This window comes from Devosia sp., assembly GCF_036406155.1.
In the GTDB taxonomy this organism is placed as follows: domain Bacteria; phylum Pseudomonadota; class Alphaproteobacteria; order Rhizobiales; family Devosiaceae; genus Devosia_A.
Genome location: NZ_DASWVV010000132.1, coordinates 1 through 18,259, shown reverse-complemented (window position 1 = coordinate 18,259; position 18,259 = coordinate 1). Strand labels below are relative to the sequence as shown.

The 18,259-nt window shown below is 66.2% G+C and carries 19 protein-coding genes, 1 tRNA gene and 1 pseudogene; 14 read left to right on the top strand and 7 right to left on the bottom strand.

The window, feature by feature from the left end; translation table 11 throughout:
• Positions 1-289 (top strand): annotated as a pseudogene (locus tag VGD93_RS08420) (hypothetical protein); the annotation flags it as partial.
• A 4-nt stretch (positions 290-293) separates the two neighbouring features.
• Here the strand turns inward: VGD93_RS08420 and VGD93_RS08415 are convergent.
• Positions 294-620, bottom strand: a complete 327-nt coding sequence (locus VGD93_RS08415) for a hypothetical protein (RefSeq protein WP_395011060.1) — start codon at positions 618-620, stop codon at positions 294-296.
• A 201-nt stretch (positions 621-821) separates the two neighbouring features.
• Here VGD93_RS08415 and VGD93_RS08410 point away from each other — a divergent pair.
• Positions 822-911, top strand: a tRNA-Ser gene (locus VGD93_RS08410).
• A gap of 131 nt (positions 912-1,042) precedes the next feature.
• On the top strand, positions 1,043-1,540 hold the full coding sequence (locus tag VGD93_RS08405) for a DUF2127 domain-containing protein (protein WP_395011058.1): 498 nt from the start codon (positions 1,043-1,045) through the stop codon (positions 1,538-1,540).
• Positions 1,541-1,753: 213 nt separating this feature from the next.
• On the opposite strand, the gene VGD93_RS08400 is transcribed toward VGD93_RS08405, so the two are convergent.
• The 5 genes from VGD93_RS08400 to dctP all read right to left on the bottom strand — a co-directional run bounded on the left by VGD93_RS08400 (position 1,754) and on the right by dctP (position 6,605).
• The gene (locus tag VGD93_RS08400) at positions 1,754-2,935 is read right to left on the bottom strand and encodes an extracellular solute-binding protein (protein ID WP_395011056.1); all 1,182 of its coding nucleotides are present in this window, start codon (positions 2,933-2,935) and stop codon (positions 1,754-1,756) included.
• A gap of 11 nt (positions 2,936-2,946) precedes the next feature.
• A complete protein-coding gene (locus tag VGD93_RS08395) occupies positions 2,947-3,702 on the bottom strand; it encodes an IclR family transcriptional regulator (protein WP_395011054.1) in 756 nt (251 codons plus the stop codon).
• A gap of 80 nt (positions 3,703-3,782) precedes the next feature.
• Entirely contained in the window at positions 3,783-5,051 is a 1,269-nt protein-coding gene (locus VGD93_RS08390; RefSeq protein ID WP_395011052.1) for a TRAP transporter large permease, read from the bottom strand.
• Between the two features lie 3 nt (positions 5,052-5,054).
• Entirely contained in the window at positions 5,055-5,555 is a 501-nt protein-coding gene (locus VGD93_RS08385; protein ID WP_395011051.1) for a TRAP transporter small permease, read from the bottom strand.
• Between the two features lie 63 nt (positions 5,556-5,618).
• Positions 5,619-6,605, bottom strand: a complete 987-nt coding sequence (gene dctP, locus VGD93_RS08380; protein ID WP_395011049.1) for a TRAP transporter substrate-binding protein DctP — start codon at positions 6,603-6,605, stop codon at positions 5,619-5,621.
• A 159-nt stretch (positions 6,606-6,764) separates the two neighbouring features.
• On the opposite strand from dctP, the gene VGD93_RS08375 reads away from it, so the two are divergent.
• Genes VGD93_RS08375 through VGD93_RS08365 form a run of 3 tightly spaced genes read left to right on the top strand, consistent with a single transcriptional unit; the run spans position 6,765 to position 9,480 of the window.
• Positions 6,765-7,547: an enoyl-CoA hydratase/isomerase family protein gene (locus VGD93_RS08375; protein WP_395011047.1), complete on the top strand. Its 783-nt coding sequence runs from the start codon at positions 6,765-6,767 to the stop codon at positions 7,545-7,547.
• Entirely contained in the window at positions 7,548-8,762 is a 1,215-nt protein-coding gene (locus VGD93_RS08370; protein ID WP_395011045.1) for a CaiB/BaiF CoA transferase family protein, read from the top strand.
• 52 nt (positions 8,763-8,814) lie between these two features.
• Positions 8,815-9,480: an RraA family protein gene (locus tag VGD93_RS08365; RefSeq protein WP_395011044.1), complete on the top strand. Its 666-nt coding sequence runs from the start codon at positions 8,815-8,817 to the stop codon at positions 9,478-9,480.
• Positions 9,481-9,604: 124 nt separating this feature from the next.
• On the opposite strand, the gene VGD93_RS08360 is transcribed toward VGD93_RS08365, so the two are convergent.
• Entirely contained in the window at positions 9,605-10,465 is an 861-nt protein-coding gene (locus VGD93_RS08360) for a LysR family transcriptional regulator (RefSeq protein WP_395011042.1), read from the bottom strand.
• Between the two features lie 127 nt (positions 10,466-10,592).
• On the opposite strand from VGD93_RS08360, the gene VGD93_RS08355 reads away from it, so the two are divergent.
• The 8 genes from VGD93_RS08355 to VGD93_RS08320 form a co-directional block, all read left to right on the top strand.
• A complete protein-coding gene (locus VGD93_RS08355; RefSeq protein ID WP_395011040.1) occupies positions 10,593-11,807 on the top strand; it encodes a pyridoxal phosphate-dependent aminotransferase in 1,215 nt (404 codons plus the stop codon).
• A complete protein-coding gene (locus VGD93_RS08350) occupies positions 11,804-12,238 on the top strand; it encodes a RidA family protein (protein ID WP_395011039.1) in 435 nt (144 codons plus the stop codon). Before VGD93_RS08355 ends, VGD93_RS08350 begins: the two co-directional genes overlap by 4 nt.
• Positions 12,239-12,466: 228 nt before the next feature.
• Positions 12,467-13,153, top strand: a complete 687-nt coding sequence (locus tag VGD93_RS08345) for an aspartate/glutamate racemase family protein (protein WP_395011037.1) — start codon at positions 12,467-12,469, stop codon at positions 13,151-13,153.
• The gene (locus tag VGD93_RS08340; protein ID WP_395011035.1) at positions 13,153-13,950 is read left to right on the top strand and encodes an IclR family transcriptional regulator; all 798 of its coding nucleotides are present in this window, start codon (positions 13,153-13,155) and stop codon (positions 13,948-13,950) included. Before VGD93_RS08345 ends, VGD93_RS08340 begins: the two co-directional genes overlap by 1 nt.
• A complete protein-coding gene (locus VGD93_RS08335; protein ID WP_395011033.1) occupies positions 13,931-14,884 on the top strand; it encodes an acetamidase/formamidase family protein in 954 nt (317 codons plus the stop codon). The genes VGD93_RS08340 and VGD93_RS08335 overlap by 20 nt, the downstream gene beginning before the upstream one ends.
• Positions 14,885-14,911: 27 nt before the next feature.
• Complete coding sequence (locus VGD93_RS08330; RefSeq protein ID WP_395011031.1) at positions 14,912-16,621, top strand: M28 family peptidase; 1,710 nt, start codon at positions 14,912-14,914, stop codon at positions 16,619-16,621.
• A 23-nt stretch (positions 16,622-16,644) separates the two neighbouring features.
• Entirely contained in the window at positions 16,645-17,490 is an 846-nt protein-coding gene (locus tag VGD93_RS08325; RefSeq protein WP_395011029.1) for an ABC transporter substrate-binding protein, read from the top strand.
• Between the two features lie 44 nt (positions 17,491-17,534).
• Positions 17,535-18,259, top strand: a 725-nt coding sequence (locus VGD93_RS08320; RefSeq protein WP_395011027.1) for an amino acid ABC transporter ATP-binding protein, incomplete at its 3' end; no start/stop codon positions are given.

Here is an 18,259-nt window from a genome sequence, read left to right as displayed (position 1 = left end):
CTTCACCGCGCACGCGGTCGTCGCTGCGCCCTACCACCGCAACCAGGAGGGCATTGGCGATGCGCTGGCCTTCTTCAACAAGCCGATCGACGAGGCCCGCGGCATTCTCGCGGCGCGCGGCATCGGGCTGGTCGTCGTCTGCCCGCCGCTGCCCGAGATGCAGGGCATCGCCGGCGCGGCCGAGGATTCCTTCGTCAGGCTCTTTGCGCGCGAGGCCTTGCCCGCCTGGCTGGTGCGGCGCGATGCGGGCACGTCGCCGCTGGTCGTCTACGAAGTGACGCCGCGTTAGCGCGTCACAGTTGGTCCTGCCGGACGAAGACGCGGACCCGCCGGGAGCGGCCGAGCCAGGCGATGAAGATCCCCGGTACCCCCAGCACCAGCCAGGCGGGGAACGTCAGCACGGTGCTGACGACGATTTCGAGGACCGGCCCGAAGAACCGCGTCGCCAGGAATTCCCGGAAGCGCGCGAGGCTGTCGGCGTGCAGCAGCGTCCACGTGTCGCCCAGCGACGTCATGACGATGTCGTTGGCGCCGAGCGACTTGGTGCCGTCGATGATGATGAGGATCAGCGCAATGCCGACGAGCCAGGTACCCAGGAGGCGCAGGATGAGCCGCATCATGTTTCGGTCCCAGGGCGAAGGGCAGGGGCGCCGGGCGCGCGGGCGGCCGGACCTGGACCTTGTCGCATGCGGCACGCACGCAGCACAAGACCGCGCCCCGGCCCACAGCCCGGCCAGCGCCGGGGCCGCATGACGGCTTGCGGTCGGGCCGCCCATGAGTATAGTGCGCCCGCCTGCACGCCGGTGGCCGCGCAGGCGCGCGGAGAGATGGCCGAGTGGTCGAAGGCGCACGCCTGGAAAGTGTGTAGGCGGGTAACCGTCTCGAGGGTTCGAATCCCTCTCTCTCCGCCACTGGTCTTCGCGCAAGCGCTCTCCAAGTCCGGCGGCGGCCGCGTTGTTGCGTTGTTTTCGAAGGCGTGGTTCTTCCGACACCGGACCGACGCAGCGTCCCACACGATGACCGATACCGGCTGGCGGCGCTGATGAAGATCACCGAGATCGACATCCGCCGCATGTTTCAGGCAAGCCTCTGGCTGAAGGGCGCGCACAGCCTGGCCGAGGTCCTCGGGGGCCTGTCGCTGGCCTTCCTCAGCCACGACCTGATCGTCCGCATGGCGATTGCCCTGACACGCGCCGAACTGATCGAGGATCCGCGCGACCTCGTGGCCAACGCTGTGCGACAGGCAGCCGAGGGCTTCACGACGGACGCACAGTCGTTCGCGGCCTGGTATCTGTTCAGCCATGGGCTGATCAAGCTGGTCCTGGTCGCAGCGGTATTGGCGAAGCGGATCTGGGCCTATCCTGTCTTCATCGCGGCGTTGATCGGGTTCATCCTCTATCAGGGCTACAGGATGACTTTCGACCTCACCGCCGTGCTGGTGGCGATCACGGTTCTTGACCTGATCGTCCTGGTCCTCGCTTGGCACGAATACGGCTTCGTGCGTCGTGAACGACAGCGCCACCCGGGCACGGAGGGATGACGCCGGGTGCCGGCCGTTTGGTCAGGTGCGCTGCGGTCGGCTCTTCGGCTTGCGCAGTCGAGACTTTCTACCCGCGGCTCGAACGCTGCTGTCGAGCCGCGGGACGGGACCGCTCAGGTGCACACGGCTGCCCAGGCGCGCGGTCACCCCGCATCTGCGCATCCGCAGCGGTGGCCGATGGTCGTGTCGGCGCCGCGACCAGTGCTGGAAGTGTCACGCGGGGGTTCTTGTGAGCGCACTGCTCCGTGATCTCTCGAAGTTCTGCGTCAGCCGATCCGCCAGCTCTTTCCGCGAGAGGGCGCCGCGCAGCCAGTGGTTGGCGAGTTCGCCGGTTTCTTCGAAGAAGGGCAGGAAACCGTTCCAGCGCGGCCGCAGATAGGCCTTGTCGAGGGTTTCGAGCGTGTCCTGGAAGAAGCCGTTGGACGCCGCGTTGACACGTTCGGAGAGCCATGCGCTTCGCAGGCCCGGCTGGCCGCCCTCGGCGAAATAGGCACCAGCCTGAAACTCGGGCCGATGGAGCCAGCGCGCGTAGGTGATCGCGGCCTCCACATCCTTGCAGCTGTGCGTCACGCCGAGCCCGGCGCCACCCAAAAGGCTCCCGCGTGCCGGATCTGACCCTGGGCCGGCGATGTTGGTGGCGAGCAGTATGGGCTGCCGACCTTTACGCGAATAGTTGGAGTAGCCGAAGGCATAGCTCGAATACACGACGTCGTCGGTGGCGACCATCGTGTCATAGGACCGGATGGGGTTCCAGTCGAGGGAACGCGGATGCGAGACGCGGATCAGCTCCTCGATCCGCCCCAGGACCTCGTCCAGCATCGCCGGTTCGATGAAGCGGTGACCCTCGGTATCGAGCGGGGCAGCGAGGTTGGCGGCAAACGTGAAGATCAGACAGGCGGCGTCGATCGGGCAGGCCGGCGTCGAGATGGTCTTGTCCTGCTGGCGGGCACGCCGTGCGAGCCGGAGAACCTCGTCATGCGTGCGCGGTACCTCCGCCCCAAGGCCGGCAAGAAGGTCGGGGCGGTAGGCTGCCACCTGCGCGGCGGCGTCCGTGGGAAGCCCGAATATGCCGCCATCATAGTGATATGACTCACTTGATTTACCGACGCTGTCGGCAAGAAGCGCACTGATCTCGCCTGCATCCAGGTGCGGTCTCAGATCGATCAGGCAGCCCGACGCCGCAGCCTTGCCTACGAACGGATGGTCGAAGATCACGAGATCGTAGCGGTCGGCGAGCACGTCGATGGGTGCCTGCCCGAAATCGCGCAGGCTCCGCTTCTCCCACAGCACCTCGATGCCGGGGTGTTCCATCATGAATTGGGGCGCCGTCCGCACCAGGCACGTGTGACCCCGGTCATGATCCCAGGCGATGCCGCGAAGGACCCTCTTCGACATGCAGATATCTCCTATTGATTGTTCTTTTCGCCATCCGGAGGTGGCCACTTGTCGGCCGTCCAGCCGAGCGACTGACTGAGTTCGCGCGCAGCCGCGATGACCATTTGCAGCGCGGGCTCGATGTTCACGCTGTTGCGCACCTGTTCCAGATACGGAATGGTGACCGCTGCCTGCGGGACACCCGCATGGTCGAAGACGGGACAGCTCAGGTTAACGACGCCGTTGACCACCGCGCTCCTGCGCCGTTCGAAGCCCAGCTTCACTGCCTGTTCGAAGCGCGCCCGCATCTCGGCCTGCTCGGCTCGCGGCAATTGCTCCAGATGCAGGTCCTGCAGGGGCTTGTCCGAATGGGCGATGATCACGACGCCCGAACTCGTATCGAGCGCCGGGAAGGCCGCGCCCAACCGAATCGAATACCGCATGCTCTGGGGGCTGTCGGCAGTGGCGAGGACGACCAGTTTTTCGCCGTCGAGCCGGCCCAGATGCGCCGACTGATCGCTTTGCTCCGCCAGTCGGCGGAGGACAGGCATGGCCGAGTGCACCAGCCGCTCGATGGGCGGGTGCCGATGCGACATCTCGAACAGCTTGAGCGTCAGGAAATACCGCTCATCCCGCTCATCGCGCGCAATCAGCCCCAGGCGCTCGAGCGCCACGAGGATGCGGTAGAGCTCCCCCATGGACCGTTCGAGTCGGCCGACGATATCGGTGGCACTGAGGCCGCCGGCCTCGCTCGCCAGCAGATCCAGCACCTCCATGGCCTTGGTCAAGGCGGGGACCGTATAGGCCGCAGGGCTCTTCCGGGCGCTCGTTTCTCGCTGGTTTGATGGAGCCATCGGACCGCAGACCCTCAGATATAGGCCAGCCAGGTGCTGAAGAAGGGGAAGAGGATGAGAACGGCGGCCACGAACAGGTAGCTCAGGATGTAGGGCCACACGGCGCGTGCGAAGTCGATGATGGATACGCGCGTGATCGCGCAGGCCGTGAACATGACCGTGCCCACCGGCGGTGTAATGCCACCCAGATGGGCCATGAGCACGAACACAATGCCATAGTGGACGGGATCGACGCCGAGGCTCGTCACCACGGGCAGGAACATGGGCCCGAGGATGAGGATGAGGGCCGTGCCCTCGATGAACAGGCCGCCCAGGAAGATGATGGTGGCAATGAGAGCGAGCATCATCTGGGGCTGGTCGGTGGCGGTGAGCATCGCCTCGCCGATCGTCTGGGGCACGCGCTCGAAGGTAAGGACCCAGCTGAAGGCCGCCGATGCGGCCAGCACCAGCAGAATAGCGCTGGTGGTGGCGAGCGTTGAACGCAGGGCCAGCCAGATCTGCCGCCAGTCGGCCTCACGATAGATGAGGATGAAGGTAGCGGTGTAGAGGACGGCAACGGCTGCCGCTTCCGAGGGGGTGAAGACCCCCATCCTGACCCCGACGATGATGAGCACGGGCAGCAGGATGGCCGGCGCGGCGCCGAGAAAGGCCCTTCCCAGGCTGATTGTCGGCTTGTCGCGGTTCGGTGGGTCCCATCCATGGCGGCGGGTGATGAGATGCGTCTGGGCCATCATCACCGCAGCGAGGAGCAGGCCGGGGATGATCGCGCCGGCAAACAGCCTGCCAATGGAGGTGTTGGTGACGAAGCCGAAGAGGATGAGCCCGATCCCTGGCGGGATCATTGGCGCGATGAGGGCCGATGCTGAAGTGAGCGCGGTCGAAAAGTTCAGCGGATAGCCGCGTTTGCTCATCTCCGGAACGAGCACTTTGGCCTGCATGGCGGCATCGCCGTTGGCCGAGCCGGACATGCCGGCCAGGAGCGTGCTGAGCAGGATGTTCGTCTGTGCGAGTCCGCCGCTCATGCGGTGCGTCACCAGGGCGGCAAAATCCATCACCCGGCGCGTGATGCCGGAAATGTTCATCAGTTCGCCGGTCAGTATGAAGAGCGGGACGGCGAGCAGGGGAAAGCTTTGCGTACCACTGATCAGGCGCTGCGCGAACACGACATCCATGATGGCCGGCTCGAGCAGCACATAGATGAGAGAAAGGGCCAGCAGGATCAGGCCGATCGGCACGCCGAGCGCGAGCAGAACCACGAAGGCGATGGCAACGAGTGGCAGCATCTATCAGTTCTCTCGGATAGCGATGAGGCGCGGCAGGCGCAGGAGATAGATCAGCGCCAGTGCGCCGAAACCGACCGGCATGGAGGCGTAGAGCCATCTCACGGAGATGCGCATCGAGGGGATCTGCATGCCCGTGCGCTGGATGAGGAGGAGTCCCATCCAGGCAGCGTAGGTCGCTACCGCAATGAGGAGCACCTGCCTGACGATCAGGAGCAGGCGGCGCAGCTTCGCCGGCGCCATTTGAACCAGATTGTCAAGGCTGATATGGGTGTTGTCGCGCTCCGCCGTGTAAAGACCCAGGAATACGGTCCAGGCGAACAGCAGCGTGGACAAATCGTAGGAATAGACGAGCGGAGAGTTGAACAAATAGCGGGCGGCCACCGCAATCGCGACCAGCGCCACCATGACGACCAGTATGGCGACAGCAAACGTGGTCAACACGCGATCGATGACCAATTCCAGGTCTTGCATGACGCGCAGGGCGCGCGTTGGCTGACTGCCCATGAACTCCTCCCTCCGATCCGGGACGCATTGCGTCCCGGATCACCGCATAGCCGGCGCTCAGACTTACTGCGCCGTGATGATTGCGCGAGCGCGCTCGTAGAGGCCCTCGGACCATTCCGGGAACGCGGCCGCAATCGCACCCGCCCGCTCGGCGAAGGCGTCGCGATCCACATCGCCGACAATGGTCATGCCGGCGGAACGCAGGTCCTCAATGCCCTTTTCATAGCTGGCGATGGAGGCCTGTGACATGGAATCGCACGCTCTGTCCGCTTCCTCCTGGAAGATCTGCTGGTTTTCCTCAGACAGCGAATTGAACAGCGACGCGCTCGTCACGATCGGCGAGATGTCCATGATGTGGTTGGTCTGGATCAGGAACTTGGCGTGTTCCTGGTGCTTCTGGTCGAGGATCGATACCGGGGGGGCCTCGGCGGCGTCGATCACGCCCTGAGCCAGGGCGCTGTAGACGTCAGGCCACGGCATCGGGGTAGGGGCGCCACCGAACACCTTTTCGACCATCTCCGTATAGATGGGCACGGGTTGGACGCGGATGCTCATCCCCTCGGTGTCGGCAGGGCCGTGCACTTCCTTCTCGCGGGTATAGAGGTCCCGCACGCCGTAGTGGATGTAGCAGAGGATCTTCACGTTGGCCGCCGCCTCGGCCCGAGCCTCAAGCTCCTTGATGAGGTCACTCTTGAGGAAGCGCTGAGCCGCCTCGAAGCTTGGATAGATGAACGGATAGACGATGATCGAAAGGTCGGGAACGTAGTCGGCGACGGTCCCGATCCCCACCTGCGAAATGAGGTCGCCGCCGAGGCTGATCTGCTCGGTGATCTGTGAATTCTCTCCCAACTGGGCGCTGGGAAAGAGTTCGACCTTGATCGCGCCATTGGTGCGCTGCGCCAGTGCTGCGGCGAGCTGCTCGCCCCCCGCGTTCACGAAATGCGTCGGCGAGTTCATGTGGGCATAGCGAATGGTGGTCTGCCCGAACGCGGTGCCGGGCAGCACGCCGAGCAGGGTGGCGGCCAAAGGCAATACGGCACTTTTCCTCATTTGGTTCCTCCTCACTATCGCGCCGGTAAGCGCGACACAGTTGTCACTTGGCTATAGACATTTCATATATGAGAGTGCATTCTCAAATTATGGAGCGCTCGTTCTGCCGTCAAGCGCTTTTGCAAGGCGGCGGCCGGACAGCCAGGCGGGGAGGACCCTATGGAGCAGCTGGTGCTGCGCGAGACCATCGAGCCGGGAATCATACGGTTGACGTTCAACCGTCCCGAAAAGCTCAACGCGCTGTCGACGCCGCTCGTCCGGCAACTGGGCGCGCATCTCGATGACATCGCGGCGGATCGGACGGTGCGCTGCGTGATTCTCACCGGGGCGGGCGAGCGGGCCTTTGTCGCGGGTGCGGACATCGCCGAGTATCAGGATCGGCAACCGGAAAAGTTCATCGCCTACCAACGCGAAAGTCGTGCCGTCTTCGGCAAGATCGAAACGCTGCCGCAGCCGGTCATCGCCGCGGTGCGTGGCTACGCGCTGGGAGGTGGCTTCGAAATCGTCCTTTGCTGCGACATCATTATCTGCGCGCACAGCGCGCGGCTGGGCCTGCCGGAGGGCCTCCTGGGCCTGTCCCCGGGCGGCGGCGGCACGCAGCGTCTCACCCGGGCCGTGGGCAAGTACGCGGCATCCAACATCATGCTGGCCGCAAGGCGCATCACTGGGGAGCGGGCCCATGAGCTGGGTCTCGCCGCCGAGTGTGTCCCCGATGCGGAACTGATGGATGCGGCAGTACAACGGGCGCGCGAGGTTTGCCGCGTGGCGCCGCTCTCCGCCGAAGAGATGAAGCCGCTGATCCGTGCAGCGCCCGAAACGCCGCTCGATGCCGGCCTGACGCTGGAACAGAACACGCTTTACCGACTGTACAACACGGATGACGCCGAGGAGGGAATCCGAGCCTTCCTCGACAAGCGGGACCCGGCGTTCAGCGGACACTGAGTGACGGAGACGGACAGAATGCACCCGAGAGCCCTCCAGGACGTAACCGTCCTGGACTTCAGCCATCTTCTGCAGGGGCCCTTTGCCACGCAACAGCTTGCCGACATGGGTGCCAACGTCATCAAGGTTGAACGCCCCGGTGCTGGTGACCTCTTCCGGTCGATGACCTTCAACAACAAGCGGCTGGGCAGTAGCGGGGAGAGCCCGAACTTTCTCGCCTGGAACCGCAACAAGCGCTCGATCGCCATCGACCTGAAGGCACCGGAAGCCAGGGACGTTCTGTTCAGGATCGCCGAGCGGGCGGACGTGGTCGTGCAGAACTTCCGGCCGGGCGTGATGGACCGGCTGGGATATGGGTACGAAGCGTTCCGCAAGGTCAATTCTCGGATCATCTATTGCTCCGGCTCCGGCTACGGCACCAGCGGCCCTTATCTCAGCCGCCCTGGGCAGGACATGCTTCTCCAGGGGCTCACCGGTCTCGCCGCCGCCACCGGGCGGGCCGACGGGCCGCCGGTGCCGGTCGGCTCGGGGTTCGCCGACCAGATTGGCGCGATGAACATGGTCTTCGGCATTCTGACCGCTCTCTATTGGCGGGAGCGTTCCGGCGAAGGCCAGTCCATCGAAGTCAACCTCATGAGCGGCATGCTTGCCCACCAGGGCCAGGAGATGCTGGCCGCGATGAACTTCCAGGAGGATTTCCAGAGGCCGTGTTCGGGCATCGGGCATCCGGGAATGGAAGCGCCGTTCGGCGTCTATCCGACGAAGGACGGCTACGTGACGATAGCGATGAGCCCGTTTGCCAAGCTCGTTGACGTGCTTGGGGACGAGAGCCTGCTCGAGTACGACCGGCCGGATCGGCTGTTCTCCGAGCGTGACCGGATCTGGCAGAAGATCGCTGCCCTCACGTCGGGCTGGAAGCGGGCGGATCTCATGGAGGCGATGCTTGCCGTCGACATCTGGTGTGGCGAGGTCAAGACCCATCTCGAGGTCGAGCAGGACCCGCAGGTGCAGCATCTCGGCGCCATCACCAGTTACGAGCATCCGACCGCGGGCACGGTCAAGGTCGTCGCGCCGGCGGTGAAGATGGGCGCGACTCCGGCAGAGGTCAGACTCCCTCCGCCACTGGTGGGTGAGCACACGACGGAAATCCTCAGGGAGTTCGGCTTCGATGACGCGACGATCGCGGATCTCGGCGAGCGCAAGATAATCGGCTGAGCAAGCCATGCATGAAGCTGGTTCGGGCCTTCGACCAGCACAGAAAGTGGGTATGAACGACATGAACGACGAAACCTCGATGACCGCGCGCCTGGAGGCCTGCTACACCGGAGTCGTCCACGATGTGCTGCGCGCCATGGGGTGCCGGGACTTTGCACTGCCGCCCGAACTGCGGCCGCTGATGCCGGAAAAGAGGCTCGCGGGCCCAGCCTTCACCATCGTGGGCAAGAGTGCGCCCTCTGCCGACCCCCATGAGACCCTGCTGGCGTGGACCGGCCTCCTCTCCAAGGCACCGGCTGGCCATGTCTGGGTAAGCCAGCCCAACGACAGGATCGTGGCGCAGATGGGGGAACTCTCGGCTGAAACACTCAAGGACAAGGGCGTGCGGGGCTGTGTCGCCGACGGCTATATTCGCGACACCGACTTCCTGATTGATATCGGGTTCCAGGCCTGGTCCCGAGGGCATACGCCCCGCGATATCGTCGGCCAGTGGCTGCCCACTGCCTATGACGTCGAAATCCGCATCGGCGACGTCGTGATCAATCCCGGAGACTTTCTGCTGGGCGACCGGGACGGGCTGGTGCGCATACCTCGCGATCTGCTGGAGGTGGTCGTGGAACGCTCCGAAGTCGCGATGTCCACCGAGTCCGAAGTCAGAAAGAGCATCAGGGCAGGCATGGACCCGCAGGAAGCCTATCTCAAGTACGGCAAGTTCTGACCGGCCGCGCGACGCATGGCGTTCCGCCATGCGTCTCCGATCCATGCCAAAGCACGCTCCCCGTCGTTACCGGGCGTATCCCGCGGGCGGCGCGGCGTCGGAGCGGCGACCGCCCCCCGGCGGGTTAACGCGCTGCGCAGCACTCGATGAAGGCTTGCACGGCTGCGATGCGCGGGCCCGAGCGGCCCCACAGGACGCCGGTCTGGCGGACCTCGCCGCCGGCCAGCCGCTGCCGGCGCAGGCGCAGCCCTTCCGGCCAGGGCGGCGCCCAATCGGGAACGATGGAGACGCCGAGCCCGCGATCGACGAGTGCCGCGATCGCATCCAGCGCGTCGAGTTCCAGCCATTCGCGCACCCGCACCCCGTGCTGGCGCAGGTAGCGCTCGACGATCTGGCCGCCCCACTGGTTGCGGTCGTAGCGGATGAAGGGCAGCTGCGCGAGGGCCCTATGCGGGTCCTCGAGCGCGCTGTCGGCGGGTGTGATCAGCAGCAGCGGCTCGTGCCGCAGCGTGAGCCAGTTGGCGGCCTTGGGCAGCGGGAAATGCGGGCGGACCAGCACGGCCGCGTCGAGTTCCCCGGCGAGCAGGCTGTTGTAGAGATCCGCCGACGCGCCGGGCCGGATGAAGGCCTCGATGCGCGGGTAGCGCTCGCCGAGCCTCGCGAGAATGCCGGGCAGCAGCCCGGTCAGCGCGGTGGCCGTCGCGCCCAGCCGCAATTCGCCCGCCGGCAGGTCGTTGGCTGCGGCTGACTTCAGGTCGCGCACGGCCTCGATGAGCTCGCCGGCCCGGGCGAGGACCGCGAGGCCCGAGGGCGTCGGCCGCACGGTGCGCCCGACCCGGTTGACGAGGGAATGCCCCAGTTCGTGCTCCAGCGCCCTGAGACGCTGGGCCACCGCCGCCGGCGTCAGGTGCAGCCGCCGCGCCGCCTCGGCGATCGACCCGCACGAGGCCACCATGACGAAAGTTTCGAGGAAGCGGACGTCCATACGTCACATTTTGTATCGTCAGTAGATAGATAGAGCAACATTTTCTGTATGGATCGGCTGTCGTAGAGAGGACCGGGCGCCCGGATGGCCAGCGGCTCCCGGCGCAGCGGAAACAGGAGTGCGATCGATGTCGATCCAGGAAAAGTTCAGCCGGCTCGGTACCGACAATGCCCCCGGCCAGGAGGTCCGCCAGGAGGCGTCGGCGATCGCAACGCTGCTGCGCGGCGCGGCCCTCGCAGGCAGGCCGGTCGATTTCTCGCATGGCGATGTCGACGCGCACGAGCCGACGCCGGGCGCCTTCGACGTGTTTTCGGCCGGCGTCGCCGCCGGGGGCAGGCAGGCCTACACCGAATATCGCGGCGATTTCGGCATTCGCGAACTGGTCGCCCTGCGGCTGGCGGAGTTCACCGGTGCCCCGGTGGACGCGCGCGATGGCCTGATCATCACCCCCGGCACGCAGGGCGCACTGTTCCTGTCGATCGCCTGCACCACGGCGCGCGGCGACAAGGTCGCGATCATGCAGCCCGACTATTTCGCCAACCGCAAGCTGGTGGAGTTCTTCGAGGGGACGGTGGTGCCGATCCGACTCGACTATGCGGGGAGCGAGGGCCGGGCCGGCATCGATCTTGAGCAGTTGCAGGCAGCGTTCACGGCCGGCGCCAAGGTCTTCCTCTTTTCCAACCCCAACAATCCGGCCGGCGTCGTCTATTCGGCGAACGAGATCGCTGCCATTGCCGAGCTTGCCGGCCGTCATGGCGCGACGGTGATCGTCGACCAACTGTATTCGCGCCTGCTCTATCCCGGCATGGCCTATACGCATCTGCGCGCCGGATCGCTGGACCCGGAAAACGTCGTCACCATCATGGGGCCGTCGAAGACGGAATCGCTGAGCGGATATCGGCTTGGGGTTGCCTTCGGCTCGAGGGCGATCATCAACCGCATGGAAAAGCTGCAGGCCATCGTCTCGCTGCGCGCCGGCGGCTACAGCCAGGCCGTGCTGCGCACCTGGTTCGACGAACCGGCCGGGTGGATGCAGGAGCGCATCCGCCGGCACCAGGCGATCCGCGACGATCTGCTGGCCGTGCTGCGCGCCACGCCGGGGGTCTCGGTGCGCACGCCCGACGCGGGCAGCTATGTCTTTCCGGCCCTGCCCGACCTCGCCGTTTCCCACGCCGATTTCGTCCGCATCCTGCGGCTGCAGGCGGGCGTCACGGTGACGCCGGGAACCGAGTTCTCGCCGCATGCCGGCAACAGCATCAGGCTCAACTTCTCGCAGGATCACGAGGCGGCGGTGCAGGCGGTCGAGCGTCTCGTCGCCCTCGTCGAGCGCTACCGCGCATGACCACGCGCGAGCCGAACGGCGGACCGGTTCCGCAGGGGCGCTACCTGCCCGCCTGCCGCCATGGTGGCCTGATCTTCACCGCCGGCATGACGCCGCGCCGAGACGGCGTGCTGACCCTGACGGGGCCTGTGCGCACGGCCCTGCCCATCGAAACCTATCGCGAGGCCGTGGTGCTGGCCTGCAGCAACGCCTTGTCGGCCGCCAGCGGCGTTCTCGCGGCAGGGGAAGGGATTGCGGCAATCCTCAGCCTCACGGTCTATGTGGCAGCCGAGAGCGATTTCACCGCCCATTCCCGCCTCGCGGATTTCGCCTCGCAGCACCTGCAGGAAGCGCTTGGCGAGCGCGGCATCGGCGCCCGGGCCGCGGTCGGCGTCGCGACGCTGCCCGGCAACGCACCCGTGGAGGTGCAGATCATAGCCGCGATCTCCTGACGGTCCGAAGCGGCGGCTCGCTCCGGCGCGCTGCATTGGCCCGCCCGGCGCGGGCGGCATGTCGGCGTGTCGCCAATGGCGCGCAGGCTAGCGCCGGCCTTGCCGGCAGCAGCCAGGCCTGCCCCTGCGACGGCCGTGTCCCGCAGCGCCGAGGTCACCGATCGGGTCGGATTGACAGACGCAGATTCTCATGAAACAATAAAATAATTCTCAGACAGTGAGAAAAGAATGTCGGAAACCATCTACATCATCAACCCCACCTGCACGGCGCACCTCAACCACGGCATCGACGATGCCGTGGCGCCCTTGCGGCTCACGGATGGGCCCAAGATCGAGACCGTCATGCTCGCGAACGCCGGTCCGGCGATCGAATCCCAGGGTGACAGCGACGCGGTGGCCCCGCTCGTGGTGGAGCGCGTCCGTCAGCTGGCGGCACAGCCTGGTGCCGCCGCCTTCGTGGTCGCCTGCTTCTGCGATCCGGGCGTGCACGCGGCCCGGGAAGTGACGCAGCTGCCGGTGTTCGGCATTGGCGAGAGCGGCCTGCTCGCCGCCATGACCGTCGGCCAGAGGATCGGGGTGCTGTCGATCCTGCCCTCCTCGGTTCCTCGCCACTGGCGCATGTACGGCGCGATGGGAATAGCGGACCGGATCGGCGGCGACCGGCCGGTGGGGATCGGCGTGGTTGAGCTCGAAAGCCGGCCCGACGCCATCGACCGCCTGGTGGAAGAGGGCGTCCAACTGCGCGACTCGGCCCAATGCGAAGTGCTGGTGCTGGGTTGTGCCGGCATGGCGCCGTTCGAAGCCGAGCTGACCCGCCGGATCGGCATCCCGGTGTTCGACCCGGTGCGTGCCGCCGCCGCGGCTGCGCTCGGACGGGTGCTGCTGGCCCGCCCCGCAGCGCGTGGTGGCCGCTGATGCAGACCGCCGTCCGACGCACGCTGGCGCTCGTCGAGCTGATCGCGGTTTCCGGAGGCGTGACCCCGAACGAACTCGCGGCAAAAACCGGGCTGCCCGTCAGCACGGTCTATCGCTACGTCTCGCTCCTGGTCGAACAGGAATTCGCGCGCAAGGAAGCAGCCCTCATCCTGCCGGGGCGTCGCCTGCACGCCATCCAGGGCGGCCCGGATAACCACAACGAATTCGCTTCGCTGGTCCAGGTGGAAATGGAGGCGCTGGAGCGCGACAGCGAGCTGACGGTATTCCTCTGTGTGCGCGACGGCGCCCACGCCGTCGCCATCAAGGTGATCCAGTCCACCCAGCGGCTGAAGCTGGCGATGTCTGCCGGCGACACCTTGCCGCTCTACGCCTCGGCGCCGGCCAAGCTGCTGCTGGCGCTGGCCGACGAGGCGTTCCGTGAAACCTACCTCGCCACGGTCGATATCCGCCGGCTGGCCAGCAACACCATTGCCGATCGCACGGCCCTGCGGGCCGAACTCGAGCGGATACGGACGCAGGGATATGCGCGCAGCGCCTCGGAAGCCGACGAGATGGCCTCCGCCATCGCCTTTCCCGTCGTCGACCAAGAAGGGCAGGCGGTGATGTCCCTGGCCGTCTCCGGCCCGGCGCAGAAGTTCGACGGCGACGAGGTCGAGCGGCTGATCGAACTGACCCGCCGCTACGCCACGGCCATGTCGGCCAGCTACGCCCGCTACCAGCGCGCCCACCAGCGTCCCCGCAACACCGGAGCCGGCCGTGCAGACGATTCCGCGTGATCGCGCCGACCTCTACGCCCTCGACCGGGCCGAGCCGCCGCGCCTGCGGGTGCGCCCCGGCGAGCGGTTCAGGGTCGAGACGCAGGACGCCAGCGCCAACCAGCTGACGCGCCACGGCCAGTCGCCGTTCGAGCGCGCCGGGCTGGACGTGACGCCGCCCCTGTCCAACCCGCTGGCCGGTCCCATTCATGTCGAGGGTGTGCGCAAGGGCGACATGCTCTGCATCAGCGTGCACAGCGTTGCCATCAGCCCCCGCCAGAGCGCGACCTGGACCACCGGACGCGGCCCCTTGCGCGATTCCGCCCGCTGGCCGGAGGCCGATGCCCCCGGCGTGCACATCCTGCGCCACGAGCCCGGGCCGGATGGCACGATGGCCGGGGGCAGGGTGCATTTCAACGATCTGGTGAACTGGTCGGCCGCCCCCTTCATCGGCACCATCGCGGTGACGCCCGAGCGCGAAGTCCATTCCGCCCTGCTGGGGCAGGGCGCGTTCGGCGGCAACATCGACTGCCGCGACATCCGCGCCGGCTCGCGCCTGTACGTGACGGCGCAGGTCGACGGCGGGCTTCTGGCCCTGGGCGACCTGCACGCTTCCCAGGGCGACATGGAATTCACCGGCGTGGCGGCGGAGGTCGAGGGCGAGGTCGAGTTGTCGGTCGACAATTGCGGCCCGAAGGCCTTGCCGTTTCCCCGCATCGAGACGGAGCACAGCCTGATCGCGCTGCACATCTCGCGCCCGCTCGACCATGCGCTGACGCAGGCGGCCCTGCTGATGGTCGACTGGCTGAGCAGCGAGCACGGCATGTCGCCGCGCGATGCCTACCTGCAGATTTCCGTCAATCCGATGGTGCGGGCGAACGTCTACCAGATGCTCCCGCAAATGGCACTCGACTATGTGGCCGGTGTCGAATTCCCAAAATCCTGCATCGGCTGACGTTGTGCCTTTCCTGAGGAGCTGAATATGAACGAGACCGAGAAAAGACTGCTGGCCCAGTTTGACGTCACGAAGGCCTGGGCCCACGTCGAATACTTGGCAACCAAGTTGCCCGATCGCCATACCGGCTCCGAGCAAGAGCCGCAGTCGGCCGAATATATTGCCTCGCAATTGCGGGCGGTCGGACTGAAGCCGCAAATTCAGCAAGTGGATTCATGGCTGGGGGTGCCGGGTGAGGCGCATCTGCGCATCACCGGCCCGGAACCGCTCGACATTCCCTGCGCACCCGACACCGGTCGCGGCCAGGTCGTCGAGGGCGAGTTCATCGTCATCGAGACGCCGGAAGAAGCTCGCGCCCGCGCCGACGAGGTCGCCGGCAAGGTGGTCGTGATCCCCTATTCCTACTCCTACCCGATCACCCCGGAAGAGGCGCGCAAGAAGGGCGCGCTCGGCATGATCTACGGCAACTGGGGCCCCTCCGACGTCGACATTCTGCGGGTCACGGCGCCGCAGACCTGGACCTATTGGGGCCTGCCCGACCCCGAGGACTTCCGCATCGGCGAGCAGGAAGCAATTCCGCGGGCGCATATCGGCCGGAAAAGCTACGAGCGCCTGCGTGAGCTGTGCCGCAAGGGCAAGGTGACGGGCAGCTTCAGTGCCGACATCCGGTCGTTCTGGGGCAAGTCGCACCAGGTGCTGTGCGACGTGGAGCCCGGGCACGCCGAGGCCAGCGACGATTTCGTCATCATGGCGGCGCACCACGACTCGTGGAACCCCGGCGCTTCCGACGACGGCGGCGGGGTCGCGGTGCTGCTGGAAGCCGCCCGGGTGCTGCACGAGGGGCGCCAGCACCTGCGACGCAAGGTGCGCTTCATGTTCGTCTCGGGCCACGAGAACGGCGCCTACGCGACCTCGACCTGGTACCTCGACAACCACTGGCGGGAGCTTTCCGAACACGCGATCTGCTTCTCGTTCACCGACAACCCCGGCTTCGCCAACGCGCCCGAATTCAAGATCGAGGCCAGCGAGGAGCTGATGGATTTCGCCCTCGGCTGCGCCCGCGACGTGGTGGGGGCCGAACCGAAGATCAACGTCACCCGCGCCAACAAGACCGCCGACCGCGGCTTCTACGGTATCGGCGTTCCCAGTGTTTACACGCGTTGCGCCTTCACGCAGGCGCAGACCGACGAATGGGGCGGCGCCTTCCTCGGGTATTGGAACCACTCCAACCACGACACGCTCGACAAGATCGATCCGGACAATCTGGAGCGCAACGCCAGGATCCGCGTGCTGGAGACGATCCGCCTGTGCAGCGCGGAACGGCTGCCTCACGATTTCCGCAAGACCGTGCAGGGCATGAAAGCGCGGCTGCAGGCGTGGCAGGACGGCGGCCACTACGACGTCTCCGGCACCCTGGCGCTGGTGGCCGAACTCGAGCGCAAGGTCACCGCGTTCCACGAGACCGCGGCGAGCGCCGATCCCGCCCGCGTCAACCGCACGCTCAAGCGCCTGTCGCGCACGCTCACCTGGGTCAACTACACCTACAAGGGCCGCTACGGGCAGGACATCTTCGGCGTCGACCTGAAGAAGCCGCTCACCATCATGAACTCGATCGACGAGCTGGTTCACCACGCCCGCAACTCCCCGATGGACCTGATGCTGCGCGCCCGTATCCGGCGCGACCAGAACAAGGTCGAGGACGCGGTGCGCGAAGCGATCGCGACCATCACCAACTAACGACGACCAACAAGGAGGAAGCAATGACGAATTACCTGAGGAAGTTTGCCGGCGTCGCGCTCGGCATAGGCCTTGCGTCCCTGTCCGGGCTGGGCGCCCAGGCCGAGGTCCTGAAGGCCGCGGCGGACCCGACCATCCCGCCCTTTGCTTACCGGACCGTGTCCGGCGACGTGGAAGGCTTCAACGTCGACGTCGGCAAGGCCGTCGCCAAGCAGCTGGGCCGCGATTTCGAACTGGTGGTGCAGGAGTGGTCGGGCATCTTCGCCGGCCTGTTCGCCGGGCATTTCGATGTCATCATCGCCCCGGTGACCATCACCCAGGAGCGCAGCAAGAGCATGGCCTTCACCGAGGGCTATCTCGAGACCTCGCTGGGCTTCCTGACCAAGGCGGACGCCGAGCTCTCCGACCTCGCGGCCCTCAAGGGCAAGGTCGTGGCTGTCAACAACGGCGCCATCGCCGACACCTGGGCGCAGGAAAACGCGGCAAAGTACGGCTTCGAAATCCAGCGCTACCTCAACGTGCCCGACACGGCGCAGGCGGTGCAGTCGGGCCGCGCCTTCGCCGCGCTGGCGGAAACCGGCACGATGGCCTACCTGGCCACGAAGCAGCCGGGGCTGAAGGTGCCGCAGACGATCAATCTCGGCGGCGCCTTCGCCTTCGCCGTCAAGCCCGAGAATCCCGAGTTGCGCAGCCGGATCGACACGGCCATCGAATGCCTCAAGCAGGACGGCACGCTGGCCGCGCTGCACGAGAAGTGGTTCGGCTTCCCGCCGGCGGCAGACTCGCCGTCCGTCAACATCGTGCCCGGATACGGACCCGTCGGCTTCGAGAACTACGATCCGACAGAGCACGACCTGGCGTGCAACTGACGTAACCTGCGAAACCCGTACAGTACTTGGCGCGAGGAACTCAAATGAGCCAAACGCAACCCCTGATCCAGCTCCGGGGCGTTCACAAAAGCTTCGGCCTGGTTCAAGTCCTGCACGGGATCGATCTCGAAGTGCACAAGGGGGAGGCGGTCGTCCTGATCGGCTCCTCCGGCTCCGGCAAGAGCACGGTGCTGCGCTGCATGAACCTGCTCGAGGTCCCCAGTTCGGGCAGCGTTCTGTTCTCGGGCATCGATCTGGTCGCCAACGGCAGCCGACTGCGGGAAGTCCGCGGCAAGCTGGGCATGGTCTTCCAGTCGTTCAACCTGTATCCGCACATGACCGCGCTGGGCAATGTCGCGCTGGCGCTGAGGCGGGTGAAGAAGCTGCCCCGCGCCGAGGCCCGGCGGGTTGCGACCGAGGCGCTTGCCTCGGTCGGGCTCGCCGACAAGGTGTCCAGCTATCCGGGCCAACTGTCCGGAGGACAGAAGCAGCGCGTGGGCATCGCCCGGGCCATCGCGCTGCAACCCGAAGCCGTGCTGTTCGACGAGCCCACCTCGGCGCTCGATCCCGAACTGGTGGGCGAGGTGCTGGACGTGATGATGCGGCTGCGCGAGGGCGGCATGACCATGGTCATCGTCACGCACGAGCTCAGCTTTGCCCGGCAGATCGCCGATCGGGTGGTGATGATGGACTCCGGTCGCATCGTCGAGCAGGGCCCGGCCGAGCAGATCTTCGAACATCCCACGCAAGACCGCACCCGCCAGTTCAT